The 19,398-nt window shown below is 65.1% G+C and carries 21 protein-coding genes; 11 read left to right on the forward strand and 10 right to left on the reverse strand.

What is annotated here, in order from left to right:
• Positions 1-62 precede the first annotated feature (62 nt).
• Together AC3ANP_RS14210 and AC3ANP_RS14215 are read left to right on the forward strand one after the other, a co-directional pair.
• Complete coding sequence (locus AC3ANP_RS14210; protein ID WP_488330794.1) at positions 63-2,486, forward strand: ATP-binding cassette domain-containing protein; 2,424 nt, start codon at positions 63-65, stop codon at positions 2,484-2,486.
• Between the two features lie 88 nt (positions 2,487-2,574).
• Positions 2,575-3,075 carry a MarR family transcriptional regulator gene (locus tag AC3ANP_RS14215; RefSeq protein ID WP_488330795.1) on the forward strand — a complete coding sequence of 167 codons (501 nt, stop codon included), beginning with the start codon at positions 2,575-2,577 and terminating at the stop codon, positions 3,073-3,075.
• 122 nt (positions 3,076-3,197) lie between these two features.
• Here AC3ANP_RS14215 and AC3ANP_RS14220 read toward each other — a convergent pair whose 3' ends face one another.
• Positions 3,198-4,160, reverse strand: coding sequence for an aldose 1-epimerase family protein (locus AC3ANP_RS14220; RefSeq protein ID WP_488330796.1), 963 nt, complete (start codon positions 4,158-4,160; stop codon positions 3,198-3,200).
• On the reverse strand, positions 4,153-5,226 hold the full coding sequence (locus tag AC3ANP_RS14225) for a glucose 1-dehydrogenase (protein ID WP_488330797.1): 1,074 nt from the start codon (positions 5,224-5,226) through the stop codon (positions 4,153-4,155). Before AC3ANP_RS14225 ends, AC3ANP_RS14220 begins: the two co-directional genes overlap by 8 nt.
• 410 nt (positions 5,227-5,636) lie before the next feature.
• Here AC3ANP_RS14225 and AC3ANP_RS14230 point away from each other — a divergent pair, with 410 nt between their 5' ends.
• Positions 5,637-5,807, forward strand: a complete 171-nt coding sequence (locus AC3ANP_RS14230) for a type II toxin-antitoxin system RelE family toxin (protein WP_488330798.1) — start codon at positions 5,637-5,639, stop codon at positions 5,805-5,807.
• 361 nt (positions 5,808-6,168) lie between these two features.
• Here the strand turns inward: AC3ANP_RS14230 and AC3ANP_RS14235 are convergent, their stop codons facing one another.
• The gene (locus AC3ANP_RS14235) at positions 6,169-6,648 is read right to left on the reverse strand and encodes a hypothetical protein (protein WP_488330799.1); all 480 of its coding nucleotides are present in this window, start codon (positions 6,646-6,648) and stop codon (positions 6,169-6,171) included.
• 145 nt (positions 6,649-6,793) lie between these two features.
• On the opposite strand from AC3ANP_RS14235, the gene AC3ANP_RS14240 reads away from it, so the two are divergent.
• Positions 6,794-7,102 (forward strand): DUF1905 domain-containing protein, encoded by a 309-nt coding sequence (locus AC3ANP_RS14240; protein ID WP_488330800.1) that lies wholly within the window; start codon positions 6,794-6,796, stop codon positions 7,100-7,102.
• Positions 7,103-7,121: 19 nt separating this feature from the next.
• Here AC3ANP_RS14240 and AC3ANP_RS14245 read toward each other — a convergent pair whose 3' ends face one another.
• The gene (locus AC3ANP_RS14245; RefSeq protein WP_488330801.1) at positions 7,122-7,676 is read right to left on the reverse strand and encodes a cysteine hydrolase family protein; all 555 of its coding nucleotides are present in this window, start codon (positions 7,674-7,676) and stop codon (positions 7,122-7,124) included.
• A gap of 96 nt (positions 7,677-7,772) precedes the next feature.
• Between AC3ANP_RS14245 and AC3ANP_RS14250 the strand changes: the two genes are divergently transcribed.
• Positions 7,773-8,189 carry a DUF3054 domain-containing protein gene (locus tag AC3ANP_RS14250; protein ID WP_488330802.1) on the forward strand — a complete coding sequence of 139 codons (417 nt, stop codon included), beginning with the start codon at positions 7,773-7,775 and terminating at the stop codon, positions 8,187-8,189.
• An 84-nt stretch (positions 8,190-8,273) separates the two neighbouring features.
• Positions 8,274-8,552, forward strand: coding sequence for an Lrp/AsnC family transcriptional regulator (locus AC3ANP_RS14255; protein ID WP_488330803.1), 279 nt, complete (start codon positions 8,274-8,276; stop codon positions 8,550-8,552).
• 88 nt (positions 8,553-8,640) lie between these two features.
• Here the strand turns inward: AC3ANP_RS14255 and trpD are convergent, their stop codons facing one another.
• Positions 8,641-9,699 carry an anthranilate phosphoribosyltransferase gene (trpD, locus tag AC3ANP_RS14260; protein ID WP_488330804.1) on the reverse strand — a complete coding sequence of 353 codons (1,059 nt, stop codon included), beginning with the start codon at positions 9,697-9,699 and terminating at the stop codon, positions 8,641-8,643.
• A 112-nt stretch (positions 9,700-9,811) separates the two neighbouring features.
• Between trpD and ctaE the strand changes: the two genes are divergently transcribed.
• The 4 genes from ctaE (at position 9,812) to qcrB (ending at position 14,191) form a co-directional block, all read left to right on the forward strand.
• Positions 9,812-10,486, forward strand: a complete 675-nt coding sequence (gene ctaE / locus AC3ANP_RS14265) for an aa3-type cytochrome oxidase subunit III (RefSeq protein WP_488330805.1) — start codon at positions 9,812-9,814, stop codon at positions 10,484-10,486.
• 87 nt (positions 10,487-10,573) lie between these two features.
• The gene (gene qcrC, locus AC3ANP_RS14270) at positions 10,574-11,362 is read left to right on the forward strand and encodes a cytochrome bc1 complex diheme cytochrome c subunit (protein WP_488330806.1); all 789 of its coding nucleotides are present in this window, start codon (positions 10,574-10,576) and stop codon (positions 11,360-11,362) included.
• Between the two features lie 101 nt (positions 11,363-11,463).
• Positions 11,464-12,534: a cytochrome bc1 complex Rieske iron-sulfur subunit gene (gene qcrA, locus AC3ANP_RS14275; RefSeq protein WP_488330807.1), complete on the forward strand. Its 1,071-nt coding sequence runs from the start codon at positions 11,464-11,466 to the stop codon at positions 12,532-12,534.
• Entirely contained in the window at positions 12,512-14,191 is a 1,680-nt protein-coding gene (qcrB, locus tag AC3ANP_RS14280) for a cytochrome bc1 complex cytochrome b subunit (RefSeq protein ID WP_488330808.1), read from the forward strand. The genes qcrA and qcrB overlap by 23 nt, the downstream gene beginning before the upstream one ends.
• A gap of 75 nt (positions 14,192-14,266) precedes the next feature.
• Here the strand turns inward: qcrB and AC3ANP_RS14285 are convergent, their stop codons facing one another.
• On the reverse strand, positions 14,267-15,034 hold the full coding sequence (locus tag AC3ANP_RS14285) for a GntR family transcriptional regulator (RefSeq protein ID WP_488333071.1): 768 nt from the start codon (positions 15,032-15,034) through the stop codon (positions 14,267-14,269).
• 224 nt (positions 15,035-15,258) lie between these two features.
• Between AC3ANP_RS14285 and AC3ANP_RS14290 the strand changes: the two genes are divergently transcribed.
• Complete coding sequence (locus tag AC3ANP_RS14290) at positions 15,259-15,549, forward strand: HPr family phosphocarrier protein (protein ID WP_488330809.1); 291 nt, start codon at positions 15,259-15,261, stop codon at positions 15,547-15,549.
• Positions 15,550-15,658: 109 nt separating this feature from the next.
• Here the strand turns inward: AC3ANP_RS14290 and AC3ANP_RS14295 are convergent, their stop codons facing one another.
• The 4 genes from AC3ANP_RS14295 to AC3ANP_RS14310 all read right to left on the reverse strand — a co-directional run bounded on the left by AC3ANP_RS14295 (position 15,659) and on the right by AC3ANP_RS14310 (position 19,258).
• Positions 15,659-16,060, reverse strand: coding sequence for a cytochrome c oxidase subunit 4 (locus AC3ANP_RS14295; protein WP_488330810.1), 402 nt, complete (start codon positions 16,058-16,060; stop codon positions 15,659-15,661).
• Complete coding sequence (gene ctaD / locus AC3ANP_RS14300) at positions 16,057-17,781, reverse strand: aa3-type cytochrome oxidase subunit I (RefSeq protein ID WP_488330811.1); 1,725 nt, start codon at positions 17,779-17,781, stop codon at positions 16,057-16,059. The genes AC3ANP_RS14295 and ctaD overlap by 4 nt, the downstream gene beginning before the upstream one ends.
• 12 nt (positions 17,782-17,793) lie before the next feature.
• Positions 17,794-18,666 carry an aa3-type cytochrome oxidase subunit II gene (gene ctaC / locus AC3ANP_RS14305; protein WP_488330812.1) on the reverse strand — a complete coding sequence of 291 codons (873 nt, stop codon included), beginning with the start codon at positions 18,664-18,666 and terminating at the stop codon, positions 17,794-17,796.
• A 202-nt stretch (positions 18,667-18,868) separates the two neighbouring features.
• Entirely contained in the window at positions 18,869-19,258 is a 390-nt protein-coding gene (locus tag AC3ANP_RS14310) for a HesB/IscA family protein (protein WP_354236247.1), read from the reverse strand.
• Positions 19,259-19,398: the final 140 nt, after the last annotated feature.

Here is a 19,398-nt window from a genome sequence, read left to right on the forward strand (position 1 = left end):
CGGCCGTACCGGGGCGGGGTTCATCTAAGCTGGTCACAGCCGCCGCAACAGAGGGAGTCACGATGAGCATGCCCACCGGGGTGCCGACGGAAGCCGCGCCGCAGGCGCCTGCACTGCATGTGGCCGACACCCACGAACTGATCCGGGTGCAGGGCGCGCGGGAGAACAACCTCAAGGACATCAGCGTTGAAATCCCCAAACGCAGGCTGACCGTGTTCACCGGGGTCTCCGGCTCCGGCAAGAGCTCGCTCGTCTTCGCCACGATTGCCGCCGAGTCGCAGCGCATGATCAATGAAACCTACAGCGCCTTTGTGCAGGGATTCATGCCGACGCTGTCCCGGCCGGACGTCGACCTGCTCGAGGGACTGACGACGGCGATCATCGTGGACCAGGAACGCATGGGTGCCAACCCCCGGTCCACTGTCGGCACCGCGACCGACGCGAACGCGATGCTGCGCATCCTCTTCAGCCGGCTCGGTTCCCCGCACATCGGTTCGCCCAATGCCTACTCCTTCAACGTTCCATCCGTGAAGGCCAGCGGCGCAATCACCGTCGAACGCGGCGCGGGCAAGACGAAAACCGAGAAGGCAACCTTCAACCGCCTGGGCGGCATGTGTCCACGCTGCGAGGGCATGGGTTCGGTGACGGACTTTGATCTGACGGCCCTGTACGACAGCAGCAAATCGCTGTCCGCCGGCGGCCTCACCATCCCCGGCTACAGCATGGACGGGTGGTACGGCCGCATCTTCAGCGGCGCAGGCTTCGACATGGACAAGCCGATTGGGAAATTCAGCAAGAAGGAAATGCACGACCTGCTCTACAAGGAGCCGACCAAAATCAAGGTCGAGGGCATCAACCTCACCTACGAGGGCGTGATCCCGAGGATTCAGAAGTCCATGCTGTCGAAGGACCCGGACGCCATGCAGCCGCACATCCGCGCCTTCGTGGACCGGGCCATCACGTTCACCAGCTGCCCGGAATGCGGCGGCACCCGGCTCAGCCAGGAGGCGCTGTCCTCCAGTATCAAAGGCAAGAACATCGCCGACCTGTGCGCGATGCAAATCAGCGACCTTGCCGTCTGGGTGCGCGAACTGCACGAACCTTCGGTGGCGCCGCTGCTGCGCGGGTTGCAGCACCTGCTTGACTCCTTCGCCGCCATCGGGCTCGGGTACCTGTCCCTCGACCGGCCCGCCGGCACTCTCTCGGGCGGTGAGGCGCAGCGGACGAAGATGATCCGCCATCTGGGTTCCTCGCTCACGGACATCACCTACGTGTTCGATGAACCGACGATTGGCCTGCATCCGCATGACATCGAGCGGATGAACGGCCTGTTGCTGCAGTTGCGGGACAAAGGCAACACGGTGCTGGTCGTCGAACACAAACCCGAGACCATCGCGATCGCCGACCACGTCGTGGACCTGGGGCCCGGCGCCGGGTCCGGCGGCGGGGAAGTGGTGTTCGAAGGTACCGTCGAAGATCTCCGCGGCAGCGGCACCAGCACCGGCCGGCACCTGGACGACCGGGCCGCCCTGAAAGACGCGGTGCGGTCTTCCGCCGGCGCGCTGGAGGTCCGCCACGCCTCCACGCACAACCTCCGCGACGTCGACGTCGATATCCCGCTGGGCGTGCTGTGCGTGCTCACGGGCGTGGCCGGTTCGGGGAAGAGCTCGCTGATCAACGGCTCCGTGGTGGGCCGTGAGGGCGTCGTGGTGGTTGACCAGGGCGCAATCCGGGGATCGCGGCGCAGCAATCCGGCCACCTACAGCGGGCTGCTGGAGCCGATACGGAAGGCCTTCGCGAAGGCCAACGGCGTCAAGCCGGCGCTGTTCAGCTCCAATTCCGAGGGCGCGTGCCCCACCTGCAACGGCGCCGGGGTGATCTACACCGATCTTGGGGTGATGGCCACGGTGGAATCGACCTGCGAGGAATGCGACGGCAAACGGTTCCAGGCGTCGGTGCTCGGCTACCTGCTGGGCGGCCGGAACATCGCAGAGGTGCTTGCCATGTCGGTGACGGAGGCCGAGGAGTTCTTCAGCGGCGCGGAGGCGAAGACCCCGGCCGCGCACAAGGTCCTGGCCCGGCTTGCCGACGTCGGACTCGGCTACCTCACCCTCGGCCAGCCGCTGACGACTCTCTCCGGCGGCGAACGCCAGCGGCTCAAACTGGCCACCCAGATGGCCGAAAAAGGCGACGTGTATGTCCTGGACGAGCCCACCACCGGCCTGCACCTCGCCGACGTCGCCCAGCTGCTCGCGCTGCTGGACCGACTCGTCGACGCGGGCAAGTCGGTCATCGTCATCGAGCACCACCAGGCGGTGATGGCCCATGCGGACTGGATCATCGACCTGGGGCCCGGCGCCGGCCACGAAGGCGGCCGGATCGTGTTTGAGGGCACGCCCCGGGAGCTGGTCGCTTCCCGGTCGACCCTCACCGGCCAACACCTGGCGGCTTACGTCGGGGGCCCTGACGGGATGTCCCGGTGGTGACGGTTCCGCCGTCGATCCCTGCAGCGCTGCGCTCCTGTGCAACGTTCAAACTTTCCGAGGAAGCAACTATTAGGGGAGACTGATGCCCATGGATGCAGCCGACCTTTTTGCACCAATTCCGAAACCTTCGAGCCGGGAAGTTGAAGCGGTGATGCGGGCCGCCGATACCCTTTTAGGTGTCGTTGCCCGCTCTGTAGCCGAGGTCGAGGACGTGGTGAACACCCCGCAACTGCGGGTTCTGGTTCTCATCCACACCCGCGGGCCGCAGAACCTCGGGGGAGTAGCCGGCGAACTCGGGGTCCATGCCTCCAACGCAACCCGGATCTGCGACCGGCTGGTGGCTGCTGAACTGCTGGAGCGGCGGGAGGACCCGGCAGACCGGCGGTATGTCAGGCTCGAGTTGAGCGCGAAAGGAAGAGCGCTCGTTGACTCCGTGCTGGACCACCGGCGGCAGGCCATCGCCGAGGTCATTTCCAGGATGCCAACGGGCCGGCGCCCCGCATTGGCTGCGGCACTCGAGGCGTTCGCGGCAGCCGCCGGCGGCCAGGGCACCGCCGACGGTCGCTTCACGTTGGGAGCCAAAGCCTGAAGTGAACGGAATCCGCCGCAGCAGACGCTGTCTTCGGCGACCTCCACAGCTTGCGCATACGCAATAGTTACTCGTCATCTTATGGTGCCTTTTGCCGGAGCCGAATGACGGGCTGCATGCGTTCACAGCGGCGTGATGCCCCACTCGCCGGTATGCGACTGTCCGGGCTCAAGGGTGATGAGGTTCTCGCCGGAGTTGAACGCATCAGGGGCGCAGGTCATCGGTTCAACTCCAAGGCCAGTGCGTCGGCGCTCTGACTGGGGGAGGGTGTCCCCGGTGAAGATCTCCAAATATGGGTAGGACCCGTCCACCCAGAGTTCAACTCCTCCCGACTGGTCCGGGCGCAGCAGCCTTACCCGGGCACGACCATCCTCGTCACGGACCAGGTCGGTAAAAGCAACATCGATCTGGCGGCCTCCCAGCTGCTGCAGCTCCCGCAAGTCGTATTCCGTACCGTCCACCCGCTGATGTCCGGTGGGGATGCCGCGCCCGTCAACCGGCAGGAACACCCGACCCGGCACCTGGACCAGTGCGGCGTCAATCGCCCCTGGACTCCGTACTCCGGTGCTGAGGTAGGGATGCGCCCCGGTTCCTAACGGGCAGGGTGAGGTGCCTCGATTCACCACCGTGGTCCGGACGGTCAATCCGCTTGTATCCAGTTGGTAGTGCAAGCTGCACTGAAGGACCCAGGACCACCCCTGACAGGGGTGCAAGGTGTACGTGAACCGCGCAGCATCTGTGGACTGCTCCAGGACATCCCAGTTCCGCCAGCGCGTCAGCCCGTGGATGGCGCCGCCCTTGTCCGGCTCGCTCAGGTCAACCTGCAGCCGTTGTCCGCGCCATTCATAACTGCCGCCCTTGATCCGGTTCGGCCAGGGGATCAAGGACTGTCCCCGCGCGCCCGTGCACATCTCATCCGGTCCGTAGCCGTCCAGCAGTGGGCGACCGTCTACCAGGTAGTCCCGGAGAGCGCCGCCGACTTCGGTCAGCAGCACCTTTTGCGGGCCTGAGGAAATTTCGTACTGCTGGCCCGACGGGAGGCCGCGGACGGTCCCCGCGTCCCCGTAATCCGGCCCGTCACTCATGGCTGTGGCTCCCGCCGGTACTGGCGGCGAGGTCGAGGACGACTTTGACATCATCCGGGCGGCCCTTGAAGGCCTCGCCGAAGTCCGCCAGCGGTACGCGGCGGCTGATGAGCCGCCCGAGCCAGGCAGGGTCCGCCTTGGCAAGTGCCTGGGCGCCGGCGTCGTAATGGCGACGGTTCGCGTTGACGCTGCCAAACACCACGCCGTTCATGAGGACTTGTTCGCGGTTGAGTGCGCCGACATCGACGGAGGTCTGCTTTCCAGTTCCGGAGACGCCGGTCAGGCACGTAATCGCGTCCTGGGCCCTGCACTTGAGTGCGTCCAGGACCACCGGTGTGATTCCGGTGCATTCAACCAGTACGTCGGGTTTGATACCTGAGTCGGGAAGGGCCTCACTGTGGTAGGTGGCGCCCAGGTCCTTGACGAGCTGGGGCTTGGGGCCGTCCTTGACAATGTCAAAGACGTGGACGTCCAGGCCCTGCTGAACTCCGAGCAGGGCCGCGAGCAGGCCGACCGGACCGGCCCCGGTAACGACGGCGGTATGGGGGTCAAAAAATGCGCGTTGCCCGATCCGGTTAATTTGTTCCCAGGCCTTGGCGACGATGGTGGTTGGCTCCAGCAGAACGCCTACATCCTCCAGTGCCGGGTCGAGTTTGACCATTGCATGTGTGTCTGCCCGCCAGCGCTCCCGCGCGAAGCCATCACGACCCTTGATCCCGTGTTCCGTATAGTTCCCGTTGAGGCACATGTCCCATTCACCAGCCGCGCACGCCTTGCAGGGCTCAGGGTCCGGCCTGCGGACGATACCCACCACCAGGTCACCTTTCGCGAGTCCCGATCCGGCGGGGGCCTCCAGCACCCTGCCGAGGTTCTCGTGCCCCAGCACCAGGTACTCCTGGCCCGGCGGCGCTTCCCCATACTCCGCGGCGATGATCTCACTGTCGGTTCCACAAAGGCCCACTGCGAGTGCCTCCACCAGCACCTCTCCCTCGCCGGCCTGCGGGTCCTGAACATCCCGCAGCTGGAGTGAGTCCCTTTTCCCCGGTGTAACGACCAGAGCGCGCATCGTGCCTCCCTTTAGTCATGGTCACCTTTGGCCAGTCTCCCGCCTTATTTGCGTACGCGCAACGGTGCTTAAGGCTGCGGCGGCAGTGAGAGAGTCGGTGGTCAGGTTGCGCCGGCAGGAGTAGCAGAAGCTTCTCCGGCGGGACCGGATGCACCGGGCCGGTCGCCTCGGTCAGGAGCACCATGCCGTTGCGACTATGCAAGAGAGTCATCATGTGTTTGGATCCGGGATGACCGCCGCCAGCCATACGCCGTCCTCCGCGCAATGACAGGGGCCGGGGGAGCGGTGGTAGCCGCATGCACCATCGGCTTGCCGGAGAGTGCCGAGCAGAAGAGAAATTACGACTACCGCTAAGAGTGGAGCTCCGCAATCTGGACCCGGGGGTGCGAAAAAGGAACCTGGGGTCGATCGTGGAACTTGAAACTGACCCGTGCCCCAAAGGATGCAAGAAGCTGGCCGGTGAACTAAACGCCTGGCGGATCCGGACCGGGGATTTCCGCGTGCTCGACGAGATTCAGGACCCCATACTGACCGTCACCGTCGTGCGCGTCGCGCACCGCCGCGAGGTCTACAAAAAATGATCCGCAGCCGAGCCCTGCGGCGAGGCTAAAGACAAGCCGGAAACCCGTCGCCATACGGACAACACGCAACCGAAAAATCAGCTGTCCAAGAGCGGTTCCAAAGCGCCGATAATCTACATTATGTCAAGTAGGACTCTGAGGAACGCCTCAGATCAGCGACACCGGCCCCCTATTGTGAGCGATGGCGCGTTGTTGTCGTCGCCGACGGTCCCGCCCGCGGCGACGAACCGGGTGCCGGTGCTGACGTCTTCGACGAGCTAACGCGCGGGCAGTCCCTGGGCAAGTTTGCGCCAGTTGGTCAGCTTGGCCTCGGCGATCTGTTCGCCCGTGAGTATGTCCATAGCCGGAGAGCCTACCCAGGTCAGGCCAATGTGGATACGGCCGCGTCCCGCTCGGGGCTGGCTGGGCGTGGCCGCAATGGGTCCAGGAGGAAATATGCGGCGGTGGCAAAGACCGAACCGCCGATGCACAGCAGCGTCACCAGGATGGGCCCGGCGAATCCCGGGAGCAAGGAACTCACGTTCACGACGACCGGGAACCACAGCGCAGCCCAGAGCACGACGCTGATCCAGCAGGCCCAGCGCCCGCCCTTGCGGAGCAGGAGGAAGGCGCAGGCACCAAGAACGGCGGCGAGCAGGCCGGCCGATATTCCGATGACCGGGCCCCGCAGCACGTCGCCATCAATCGTTTGCCCGTGGGCTCTGAGAGTCGCCGCCGTTTGGGCAAAGCGGACCGAACCCGCAATCACGATGGCGGAACCGCCCAGGAAGAACATTAGATGGAGCGTCTGCATGGCCCCGTACAGCGCGGCACTGCTCCCCCGCCTCCGATCCCCCGTCATGCTCCGACAGTACGCCGCCACAGCTCGACCGTCGATCATCCGGGCGGCGGCGCCGCGTCGGCCTACTTCCCCCTGTGCCCCAGCGCGCGTGGTTGATGGCGCCACGTTCGACCACTAGCGTTGCGTGACGTGGACACGACCTTCAGTGCTGAGTTGTTCGTGGCGTGGCCCTGCGCCCTTCTACTGGTTGGCCCTGCCCGCGGACGTCGGTGACTACGTCCGCGCCGAGGCCGCGATGGCCAGCTACGGCTGGGGCGCCATCCCGGTCTCCGTCCGCATCGGCGGCACCGAATGGGAGACCTCACTGCTGCCGCGCAACGGAGAGTACGTGCTGCCGGTCAAGAAGGACGTCCGCACGCGGGAGCGGTTCGGCGACGGTGACACGGTGACGGTCGCCATGAGTGTGGCTCCCCGTGGCGGGCGGGCGGCCAACGGCACCGGCCCGACCGTATAAGGCGTGAATACCGCCGCCCCTAACCGTCGAACGCCACCTCCGATGTCTTGACGACCGCCGCGGTCCGCCCGGGAGCCGCCTGGCTCTCCCAGTAGAGGTTGGTGTGCGCAATCACCAGCTCCGGCGGCGGCGCACCCCAGGCCGTGAGGTCCTCGGTGCTGTGGGCGTCGGCCACGAGGGTGACATCGTAGCCGCGCACAAACGCGCCGTGGATCGTAGACCGGATGCATTCGTCCGTCTGCGCCCCTGCGACCAGGAGGCGCCCCACGCCCGCGGCGGCAAGGACCTCTTCAAGGTCGGTAGCCTCAAAGGAGTCGCCGTAGGACTTGTGCACCAGCGGTTCCGGTTCCTGCCGGGCCAGCTCCGGGACGTACTCCCACGCCTCACTCCCCCGTTCCAACTGGGTGTCGGAATGCTGGACCCAGACAATCGGCACCGCGGCGCCGCGGGCCTTGTCCACCAGCTCGGCGATGTTTGCGATCACCGCGTCGCGCCGGTGCACTCCCTCCACCACACCGCGCTGCACATCGATCACCATCAAGGCGGTGTTGGGCCGACCGGACAACGTTGTCATGGGCCTCTCCTCAGGCTCGCGGCTTGTGTGTTCCGCGCCTCATGGTAGACCGCAATGCCGCCCGGCTCCATGCCTTGCGGAAGCTAGGCTGGAAGCATGCCAGCCACCACTCCCCCGCTGCCCCATCCGCCGTCGAGCACCCGCAGAGCAGTCCTGGCGGCGGCCGCCGACGCCCTCCTGATCCTGCTCTTCGCAGCGATCGGACGGGACGCCCACCAGCGCGGTGAGATCATTACCGGTGTCCTGGCGACGGCGTGGCCGTTTCTGGCCGGCGGCGCCGTGGCCTGGCTTGCGCTCCGCCTGTGGCGGGCGCCGCTCGTGCTGTGGCCGGCCGGCGTCGCCGTCTGGATCGGCACGGTGGCCGTAGGCATGCTGCTCCGGGCGCTCACCGGGCAGACGGTGGTCCTGCCGTTCGTGCTGGTGGCACTGCTGAGCCTGGCGGTGTTCCTGCTCGGCTACCGGCTGGTAATCGCGGCCGTCGGGCGGGCCGGGTCCCGCCGTCGTCGGCGCTGATGGACTAGGCTTGCAAGCACATCGCCGCTCCTCGCTTCGGCAGTACGGCAGGCGCCGGCGCAACCGATCCCGAAAGGTATTCACGTGGTCACCGCTATCGTCCTGATCAAAACTGAAGCTTCGCGCATCCCGGAAACCGCGGAGGAAATCTCCGCCATCCAGGGCATCAGCGAGGTTTACTCCGTGACCGGTGAATGGGACCTGATCGCCATCGCGCGTGTGGCCAAGCACGAAGACCTGGCAGACATCATAGCGGACAAGCTGTCCAAGGTACCGGCGGTGGTCCACACCACCACCCAGATCGCCTTCCGGGCCTATTCACAGCACGACCTGGATGCGGCTTTCGCGCTCGGCTTCGAATAGCAGCGAACTGCAGCAGCGGGGCCCGGCATTTGCCGGGCCCCGCTGTCGTACCGCCTGCCGGATCCGCGCCGGCACCATGCCGGCCGGGTTACTCCCGGGTCAGCGCGACCCACCGGTCCAGCACGGCAGCGGCGGCTCCGGAGGCGATGGACTCTTCCGCGCGGGTCATCGCGGCCGCCATCCGCTCCGTCAGTGCACCGGCCGCGTCGAGGTCAAACGCCACCAAACCGGCGGCGGCGTTCAGCAGCGCGGCATCCCGTGCCGGTCCCGGTTCGCCGGCCAGGACCTCCCGGACGACGGCGGCGTTGTCCACCGCTGCGCCCCCGCGCAACTCCGCCAGCGTGGCCTGCCTTATCCCCAGCTCGCGGGGATCGAACGTTGATTCGGTGACCTCGCCGCCCCGGATCTCCCACACATGGGAGGGTCCCGTGGTGGTCAGCTCATCGAGCCCGTCGTTGCCGCGGAACACCAGTCCCCGGCTGCCGCGCTTGGCGAGGACTCCCGCCACCAGCGGCGCCATCTGCTCGTTGGCCACCCCGACGGCGGATGCCTGCACGTTGGCGGGATTGATCATCGGGCCCAGGAAGTTAAAGGCCGTTGGCACGCCGAGCTCACGGCGGGCGACGGCGGCATGCCGCATCGACGGGTGAAACACCTGGGCGAAGCAGAAGGTAATGCCGGCGTCCTCGGCGTTGCGGGCCACCCGGGGAATAGGGAGGTCCAGCCGCACGCCCAGGGCCTCCAGCACATCGGCCGAACCGGACGTGGAGGACGCTGCACGGTTGCCGTGCTTGACCACCTTGGCCCCGGCGCCCGCGCTGATCAGGGCCGCCATCGTGGAGATATTGACGGTGTTCTGCTGGTCACCGCCGGTCCCCACGATATCGAGCTTCTCGCCAGCAATCTCGATGGGGTTCGCATTGGCGATCATCGCCTCGACGAGTCCTGACAGCTCATCCACGGTTTCACCCTTGGAACGGAGCGCCACCAGGAATCCCGCCACCTGGGCAGGGCTTGCCTCACCCGCCATGATCGATGCCATGGCCCACTGGGTGTCCTCGGCACTGAGGTTCGTGCCGTTGATCAGGGCGCCGATGAGGCGCGGCCACGTCTTTCCTACCGCCTGTGCAGATGCCTGAGAAGTCACCTTCCGATGCTATCGAGGCGCGGGCTGCATTGCCCAATGCGAAGCCCCCCGGGAACTTTTCCGCGCGATTTCGCGTCTTTGTAGAAAAAGTCCCCTGAAAAGGCGGTTTGCGTTGGGCAGCACGGACTTTTACAGACATAATGTCTATGTGACATCTGCGACCCATGCCCCCAGTACCCCGGCGCACCCGACGCTGAACCGCCCAAACATGGTTTCTGTTGGAACCGTTGTGTGGCTGTCCAGTGAGTTGATGTTCTTCGCCGGTCTCTTTGCCATGTACTTCACACTCCGTTCGACCTCCGGACAGATGTGGGCCGAAGAGACAGCCAAGCTCAACTTCCCCTTTGCGCTCGTAAACACCATCGTCCTCGTGGCAAGTTCCTTCACTTGCCAGATGGGCGTCTTCGCCGCCGAACGGCTCCAGCCGCGCAGGCTTGGCGGGCCCCTGAGCTTCACCCGCTGGGGAATGAACGAGTGGTTCACACTCACATTCATCATGGGTGCGTTCTTCGTGGCCGGCCAGACGACCGAGTACGCCCTGCTCGTCTCCGAGCACGTCTCGCTTTCCTCCAATGCCTACGGCTCGGCGTTCTACATGACCACCGGTTTCCACGGCCTGCACGTCATCGGCGGCCTGGTTGCCTTCCTGCTCATCATTGGACGGTCCTTCGCGGCGAAGAAGTTCGGACACTTCGAGGCCACCTCGGCGATCGTCACCTCTTACTACTGGCACTTCGTCGACGTCGTGTGGATCGGCCTCTTCCTGGTCATCTACGTCCTCAAGTAGCCACGCCTTGACTCTTTTTCTACAAGAGGCAGAATTTCAAGAAGCGGCTCCCGGAGCCAACGCAGGATCGAATAAAGGAACCACCACGTGAAGGCACTTTCGCAGAAGCGACGTCATCCACTAGCAGCAGTTGCGTTGATGCTGATGGGACTCCTCATCACTGGTGGGCTATACGCCGTCGCCACCACCGTCAACCAGGCCAAGGCCGACACCACCAGCTTCAGTGCAAGTGACACAGAGGAGGGCGGCAAGCTCTTCGCCGCCAACTGCGCCACCTGCCACGGCATGGGCGCCAGCGGCTCCCCTGCCGGACCGTCGCTTGTTGGCGTCGGCGCCGCCGCCGTTGACTTCCAGGTCGGCACCGGACGTATGCCCATGCAGATGAACGGCCCGCAGGCCTACAAGAAGCCTGCCCAGTTCAACGACGAGCAGACCCACCAGCTCGCCGCCTACGTTGCTTCGCTCGGCCCCGGCCCGTCCATCCCTGAGGCAGGTGTCCTCGACGAGAAGGGTGACGCCGCCAAGGGTGGCGAACTGTTCCGCGTGAACTGTGCCATGTGCCACAACGCCGCTGCCGCCGGTGGTGCGCTGACCCGCGGTAAGTTTGCTCCGGCCCTCGCGGATGTCTCGGGCAAGCACATCTACGAGGCCATGGTGAGCGGCCCGCAGAACATGCCGGTCTTCTCCGACGCAAACGTTTCCCCCGAGGGCAAGCGCGACATCATCACCTTCCTGAAGCAGATCGAAGCCAACGGCTCCCCCGGCGGCAACGACCTGGGCTCGCTGGGCCCGGTGTCCGAAGGCCTGTTTGTTTGGATCGCCGGACTGGGCGTCATCATCGCCTTCACCATCTGGCTGACTTCGCGGACGTCCTAGGACACCCGCGGCACTTGTAAGAATTGTCTGCTGACACGTCAGCAGGTCGAATTGAAACCTAACTCGACACTGGTCGAGACGAGAGAAGGATGAGGCGAATTATGGGCAACCATAGTGACGGCAGTCCGAACCACTCGGGCACCGTAGCTACGGCTGGTCAGAATGAGGTGGAGAAGTTCCAGGATCCTGGAATTCCCCCGCATCGTTTGCGCCTGGCTGACACGGACCCGAGAGCCGCAAAACGAGCGGAACGGCAGGTGGCCGTTTTGTTCGGTGTCTCGGTCGTGGGCACCCTGATATTCCTGGTGGCGTACTTCGCCATTGATCTGGGACCTGACTCCTCGATCACCACCATCCGGCTGCAGAACACGCTGCTGGGCCTCGGCACCGCCTTTGCCATGCTCGGCATCGGCACCGGCATTGTGCACTGGGCCAAGGCCCTCATGCCGGACCACGAAGTTTCGGAGGAACGCCACGCGCTCCGCACCGAAGAGGACCGGCTGGCCGCCGTCCGGATCGTCGACGACATTGTCGAGGAAACCGGCATCAAGCGCCGTCCGCTGATCCGCAACACGCTGCTCGGCGCCGTCGCACTTGCCCCGCTGCCCGCCCTCGCCATCTTCGGCGACCTGGGCCCGCGGCCGGACAAGACGCTGGCCCACACCATGTGGGCTCCCGTTGACGGCAAGCACAAGCGGCTCACCCGGGACCCTGATGGCACGCCCATCAAGGCTTCTGACGTCACTATCGGTTCTGCCTTCCACGTGATCCCGGAAGGCCTGAACGAACTGCACGAGGGCAAGCTGAACGAAAAGGCCAAGGCCGTCGTTCTCCTGATGCGCCTCAACCCCGACTCCCTCCACCCGTCCGCGGGCCGGGAGGACTGGAGCTACAACGGCATCGTTGCGTACTCCAAGATCTGCACCCACGTTGGCTGCCCTGTTGCCCTCTACGAACAGCAGACGCACCACCTGCTCTGCCCGTGCCACCAGTCCACCTTCGACCTGACCCAGGAATGCAAGGTTATCTTTGGCCCGGCCAGCCGGCCGCTCCCGCAGCTGCCCATCGCCGTCGACGACGAGGGCTACCTCTACGCGACGAGCGACTTCAAAGAACCTGTTGGACCTAGCTACTGGGAGCGTGATGAGCATGAGCGCAACGTCAACAGCTAACACCCCCACCTTCGTCGCCAAGACCAAGGGCGGCCGCATTACCGATTTCGTTGACCAGCGCGTGGGCGGATCGGGCATCCTCCGCGAGTTCGGCCGCAAAGTCTTCCCGGACCACTGGTCGTTCATGTTCGGTGAAGTGGCGCTGTACTCCTTCGTCATCCTGTTGCTCTCGGGCACCTTCCTGACGTTCTTCTTCGACCCGTCCATGGCGGAAACCCGCTACCAGGGTTCGTACCTGCCACTGAACAACGTCGAAATGTCGGTCGCCTACGACTCGACGCTGAACATCTCCTTCGATGTCCGCGGCGGCCTGTTCATGCGTCAGGTCCACCACTGGTCCGCGCTGTTGTTCGTCGCTTCGGTGTCCGTGCACATGCTGCGCGTATTCTTCACCGGCGCGTTCCGCAAGCCACGTGAAATGAACTGGGTGGTGGGCAGCGTGCTGCTCATCCTCGCGATGGCTGCCGGCTTCACCGGCTACTCGCTCCCCGATGACCTCCTTTCCGGCAACGGGCTGCGCATCATCGACGGCGTCATCAAGGCCATTCCGGTGATCGGCACCTACATCTCGTTCTTCCTCTTCGGCGGAGAATTCCCGGGCACGGCCGTCATCGGCCGGCTGTACATGCTCCACATCCTGCTGGTGCCGGCACTCATCCTGCTGATGATCGCGGTGCACCTCTTTATGGTGGTCGTGCACAAGCACACCCAGTACCCCGGGCCGGGCCGCAATGACGGCAACGTCGTCGGCTATCCCCTGGGCCCGGTCTACGCGGCCAAGGCCGGCGGGTTCTTCTTCATCGTGTTCGGCGTCATCGCCCTGATGGCCGGCTTCTTCACGATCAACCCGATCTGGAACTACGGTCCCTACGACCCGTCCCCCGTCTCGGCCGGCACCCAGCCTGACTGGTACATCGGCTTCGTTGACGGTGCGCTGCGCCTGATGCCGGGCACCTTCGGCAACTGGCACGTCGAGCAGGTCTGGTTCGGCCATGTCTTCAGCTTCAACGTGCTGCTGCCGGCCCTGGTCCCCGCGGGCATCCTGTTCGCCGTCATGTTCACCTACCCGTGGATTGAGCGCTGGATCACCAAGGACGACCGCGAGCACCACGTCCTCGACCGTCCCCGCAACGCCCCGACCCGCACGGGCATCGGCGTCGCAGGCTTCATCTGGTACTGCGTGATGTGGGCTGCGGCCAGCTCCGACCTGATCGCCACGCACTTCCACGTGTCCCTCAATGACGTGACCTACTGGCTCCGGGCACTGTTCTTCATTGGCCCGGTCATCGGGTTCATCGTGGCGAAGCGGGTGGCCCTGGCCCTGCAGCGCAAGGACCGGGAGATTGCCCTGCACGGCCGTGAAACCGGCCGGATCGTACGGTTGCCGCACGGCGAGTTCATCGAGGTGCACGCCCCGCTGGACGAGTACAAGCGCTACAAGCTGGTGGGCTTCGAATCCCCGATGGTCATCCCCGCCCAGCCGAACAGCAACGGCGTCGTGGACAGCAAGGAGAAGCGCCGCGCGATGCTCTCCAAGTGGTTCTTCGAGGACCGGGTGGCCCCGGCGACCCCGTCCGAGCTGGCGGCGGCGCACAGCCACCACGGCGAGCACGAATCGATCGAAGCGGCTCCGGAGCAGAAGAGCCTCAGCCGCTAAGCACCGCCATAGTCAGCGAAAAGGCCCGGTCCACCAGGACCGGGCCTTTTCGTCTCCTCCCCCGCTGCCGCCGGGTCAGGGCCGGTAGCCGGTGACGTAGTTGCGGGTTGGCCGCACCCCCGGACGCTGCAGGGGCACCCACAGCTTGTACCGGTCGGCACGGTAATACGAGACGGAGTAGTCCACCATGGCCCGTGCGACGAAGGCATGCCGCTGGATCTTCAACAGCGGCGAACCGATCTCCACGTTCAGGAGCCGCGCGGTCGACGGCGAGGCCGCGGTCGCCTCGATCATGTCCTCCCCCCATTCCATCACCAGGCCGTAGCGTTCGCTCAGCACGTTATAGAGCGACGTCGGCGGCGCCCCGTCGAGCAGTCCGGGCACGCGGTGCGCCGGAATGAAGTTCTCATCAACGCTCATGGGTTCGCTGTCGGCCAGCAGCAGGCGCCGGAAGCGGACGAGCTGCGTCCCCTCCTCGAGCTGCAGTTCCCTGGCCAGGAAGGCGCTGGCACCGATCTGCTCAAAGCTCAGCACCTTCGCCGCCGGAACCATGCCGCGGCGCTGCATTTCCTCGCTGTAGGAGGTGAGCTTGACCTGCAGGTCCAGCTTGGGCTTCCGCACGAAGGTGCCGAGCCCGACAACGCGCTCAATGACTTCCTCGCCGACCAGGGCGTCAATGGCCTGGCGCACGGTCATCCTCGCCAGTCCGAAGCGTTCCGAGAGGTCACGCTCCGACGGAAGGGCCGACCCGGGAGGGCACGCGCTGGCGATATGCGCGCGGAGGATCTCCCGCAGTTGAACATAGATGGGGACGCCGCTGGTCCGGTCAATCTCGCCGGGCATCCTGGCCGCGTTAGACCCCACCACTGCACCAGCCATAATCGTTCATACCTCAAGCCTAGGGCACCGGCGGCACAGGTCTAGACCAGCGGGCGGCCCCGGTTCGCGCGGGCTCCTCCCCCGGGCTAGGCTGGTATGGCCCTTCCCGCGGCGGCTCCCCCGCCGCTGACGTACGGCCCCCACGCATTCGTCGCAGCCTTCCGGGCGCGCCATCACGAGGAGCATCCTTGCCAACACTCAAGGCGGTCGTCCAAGCCTCCATCGGACTGCATGCCCGGCCCGCCGCGGCCTTTGTCCGTGCGGTCACCAGAAGCGGGCTGCCGGTCACCATCAGCAAGGACGGCAGGCCCGGCGTCGACGCCCGTTCCCTGTTGGAGGTCATGATGGAGGACTTCGGCTGCGGCTGCGAAGTTGAACTCGAGATCCGCCCGGAGGCCATCCCGGAAGGTTCGAGCACGGCCGACGCCGAGCGGGTCCTGGCCGGTCTCGGCGCACTGCTCGCTGCCCAGGCCGGCTGAGCGCCCCGCGGCGAACGGCTCCACGGAGCGGCCCCCACGCAACGCAAACGACGGCGGGCCCCACCAAATTGGTGGGGCCCGCCGTCGTCGTTCTCAGCGTGCGCGGAACCTAGTGGGCGTGGTCGCCGCGGCTGTATTCGTAGACCCAGCCAATCAACGCGACGATAGCCAGGCCACCGGCGATGAAGGTGATCCAGAAGCCAATGGCAATCCCCAGGAAGCCACCGGCGCAGGCCAGACCGAGGACCAGCGGCCACCAGCTCCACGGGCTGAAGTGGCCCTGTTCGCCGGCCCCCTCGTGGATTTCAGCGTCGCTGCGGTCCTCGGGACGCAGACCGACACGCCGTCCGGTGAAGCCCAGGTAGGCGCCGACCATGCCGGCGAGGCCGCCAAGCAGCAGGACGCCGAGGATGCCAACCCATTCCGACCAGCCGGTCAGGAAACCGTAGATGACGGAGACCGGGATGAAAAAGAAGACTCCGAGTCCAAAAATCCGTGATTCGATCTTCACTGGGCTTGATCCTTCTGGTCGGCGTTACCGAGCGTCGCTGCTGCCGGGGCAGGAGTGTCGATCGTGTAGTTCTGGGCGAGCTCGGGGTGGTGCAGGTCCAGGGCCGGACGTTCCGAGCGGATCCGCGGCAGCGAGGTGAAGTTGTGCCGCGGCGGCGGGCAGGACGTCGCCCATTCAAGCGAAGCGCCGAAGCCCCAGGGGTCGTCGACCATGACCTTCTGGTTGCTGCGCCAGGTGATGTACACGTTCCAGAAGAACGGGATCATGGACGCGCCCAGCAGGAAGGACGCGTACGTGGAGAACTGGTTCATCCAGGTGAAGTTGTCCTGCGGCATGTAGTCCGCGTAGCGGCGGGGCATGCCCATGACACCCAGCCAGTGCTGGATCAGGAAGGTTCCGTGGAAGCCCAGGAACAGCATCCAGAAGTGGATCTTGCCCAGACGCTCGTTGAGCATCTTGCCGGTCCATTTCGGCCACCAGAAGTAGAAGCCGGCGAACATGGCGAACACGACGGTACCGAAGACGACGTAGTGGAAGTGCGCCACCACGAAGTAGGTGTCCGAGACGTGGAAGTCCAGCGGCGGCGACGCCAGGATGATGCCGGTGAGGCCACCGAAGAGGAACGTCACCAGGAAGCCGATGCTCCAGAGCATCGGGGTTTCAAAGGTGATGGAACCCCGCCACATGGTGCCGATCCAGTTGAAGAACTTCACGCCGGTGGGGACCGCAATCAACATCGTCATGAACGAGAAGAACGGCAGCAGGACCGAACCGGTGACGTACATGTGGTGGGCCCAGACGGTCACGGACAGGGCGGCGATGGCGATCGTGGCGTACACCAGACCCTTGTAACCGAAGATGGGCTTGCGGCTGAAGACCGGGAAGATCTCCGAGACGATGCCGAAGAACGGCAGCGCGATGATGTAAACCTCGGGGTGGCCGAAGAACCAGAAGAGGTGCTGCCAGAGCACGGCGCCGCCGTTTTCCGGGTCGAAGATGTGCGCACCGAAGCGGCGGTCCGCGCCGAGGGCGAACAGGGCTGCGGCGAGCGGCGGGAAAGCCATCAGCACCAGGATGGAGGTGACCAGGGCGTTCCAGGTGAAGATCGGCATCCGCCACATGGTCATGCCGGGGGCGCGCATGCAGATGATGGTGGTGATGAAGTTGACGGCGCCAAGAATGGTGCCGAAACCGGACAGCGCCAGGCCGAAGACCCAGAGGTCACCGCCGATGCCCGGGCTGAAGGTGGTGTTGGACAGCGGCGCGTAGGCGAACCAGCCGAACGACGCTGCGCCCTGCGGCGTGATGAAGCCGGAGACGGCGATGGTGGAGCCGAAGAGGAAGAACCAGAAGGCCAGTGCGTTCAGCCGCGGGAAGGCGACGTCGGGGGCACCGATCTGCAACGGCATCATCACGTTCGTGAAGCCGGCGAACAGCGGCGTCGCAAACATCAGCAGCATGACCGTGCCGTGCATGGTGAAGAGCTGGTTGTACTGTTCCTTGGTCTGCAGGATCTGCATCCCCGGTTCGAACAGCTCCGCCCGGATCAGCAAGGCCATCACGCCGCCGAGGCAGAAGAAAATGAAGGACGCGATCAGGTACATGAACCCGATGGTCTTGTGGTCGGTTGAGGTGATCCAGTTGACGACGATGCGTCCCTTGGACCGTGGTACTACGGGAGTCTCAAGGATCCCGGAGGGCTGAGAGTAGGTCGTTGCCACGTCGCGCTCCCCTTACTTTGTCTCGGTCGGGGCCGGGTTGCGGTCGTACTCTTCGCCGAGCAGCCCGGTGTTGCCGGCCTGGCGCAGTTGGTCCATGTGGGACGTGAACTCCGACTCGGAGACAACCTTCACGCGGAACAACATTTCGGAGTGGTACTCACCACAAAGTTCGGCGCATTTGCCGTCGTAGGTTCCCTCCTTGGTGGGGGTGAACCGGATGTAGTTGGTCTTGCCGGGGATCATGTCACGCTTCTGCAGGAAGGCGGGAACCCAGAAGGAGTGGATCACGTCGCGGGAGTTCAGCTCCAGGTCCACCGACTTGTTGACCGGCAGGTACAGCGTGGGCATTTTCTCCAGGTCCACGTCGTTGCCGGTGAGGTGGGTCTGGACGCCGGCCTCGTGGACGTCGCCGGTGACGACGTCGCCCTTCTTGTAGTTGAAGTCCCAGGCCCACTGCTTGCCGCGGACGTCGACGACGACATCGGCGGGCTGGTCGCGGTTGTCGATCGCCTGCTGGTCACGGTCGGTGAAGTAGAAGAACACCATGACCATAAACACGGGGATCGTCAGGTAGAAGACCTCGAGGGGCAGGTTGAAGCTGTTCTGGCGGGGGAAGCCAACGGTGCCCCTCCGCCGCCGGTAGGCAACGATGCACCAGATCATCAGGCCCCAGGTAATGACACCCACGGCCAGGGCGGCAATCCATGAGTTGACCCAGAGGTCCATGATGCGGTCAGTGTGGTTGGTGGTGCCACGCTCAGTGGGCAGCCACCCTTTCTGTACCTCTGGTGAACATCCAGTCAATGCCAACGCGCCGGCTAGTGCCAAGCCAGTGATCGTAGTGATCTGTTTGCGTCGGCTGCCGGTTCGGTTCTGCGAACTCACAGACGGCCCTTCCTACTTGTTGCTGTCGCCCGGCCGCCGTAGCGTTCCGGGCACACTAAAAGTTTTACTACTCGGTGTAGAGCTTACCGCTCCCCGCGAGTTTTCGCCCACATGTCCGCGCCGTGGGTCGCCGGTGTCTTTCAGGCTCCGGCAGACCTCCCCTGGACGGCACTAAGGCCGGGCTGGCGGCCCGGCCTTAGTCCTAGTGGAAGGAGTCCCCGCAGGCACAGGATCCGCCCGCGTTCGGGTTGTCGATCGTGAAGCCCTGCTTCGAGATGGTGTCCTCGAAGTCGATGCTGGCGCCGCTCAGATACGGGACGCTCATCTTGTCGACAACGACTTCGACGCCGTCGTAGTCGCGGACGGCGTCGCCCTCCAGCAGCCTCTCGTCGAAGTACAGCTGGTAGATCAGCCCGGAGCAGCCGCCGGGCTGCACGGCCACGCGGAGCCGAAGGTCGGTGCGGCCTTCCTGTTCCAGCAGGCTGCGGACCTTGCCGGCGGCGACGTCGGTCAGCTGGACCTCGTGGCTGGCCAGCTCCTGATCCGCCTGCACGGTGGTGTCGGCGCTGTGTTCATTGGTTGTAGTGCTCATGGCCTACCTTCTGACGACGGTCGTGGCGGCCCCGCCTGAGCGGCGCCTGCCCCTACTTATACGGTGTGGGCTATAGCTACATGCTACGTCGATCCGCGGTGTAGCTCTAACTCCTGACGTAACCGTCCAGGCAGCCTGGG

It is taken from the genome of Arthrobacter sp. JB02-1C (genome assembly GCF_057748045.1).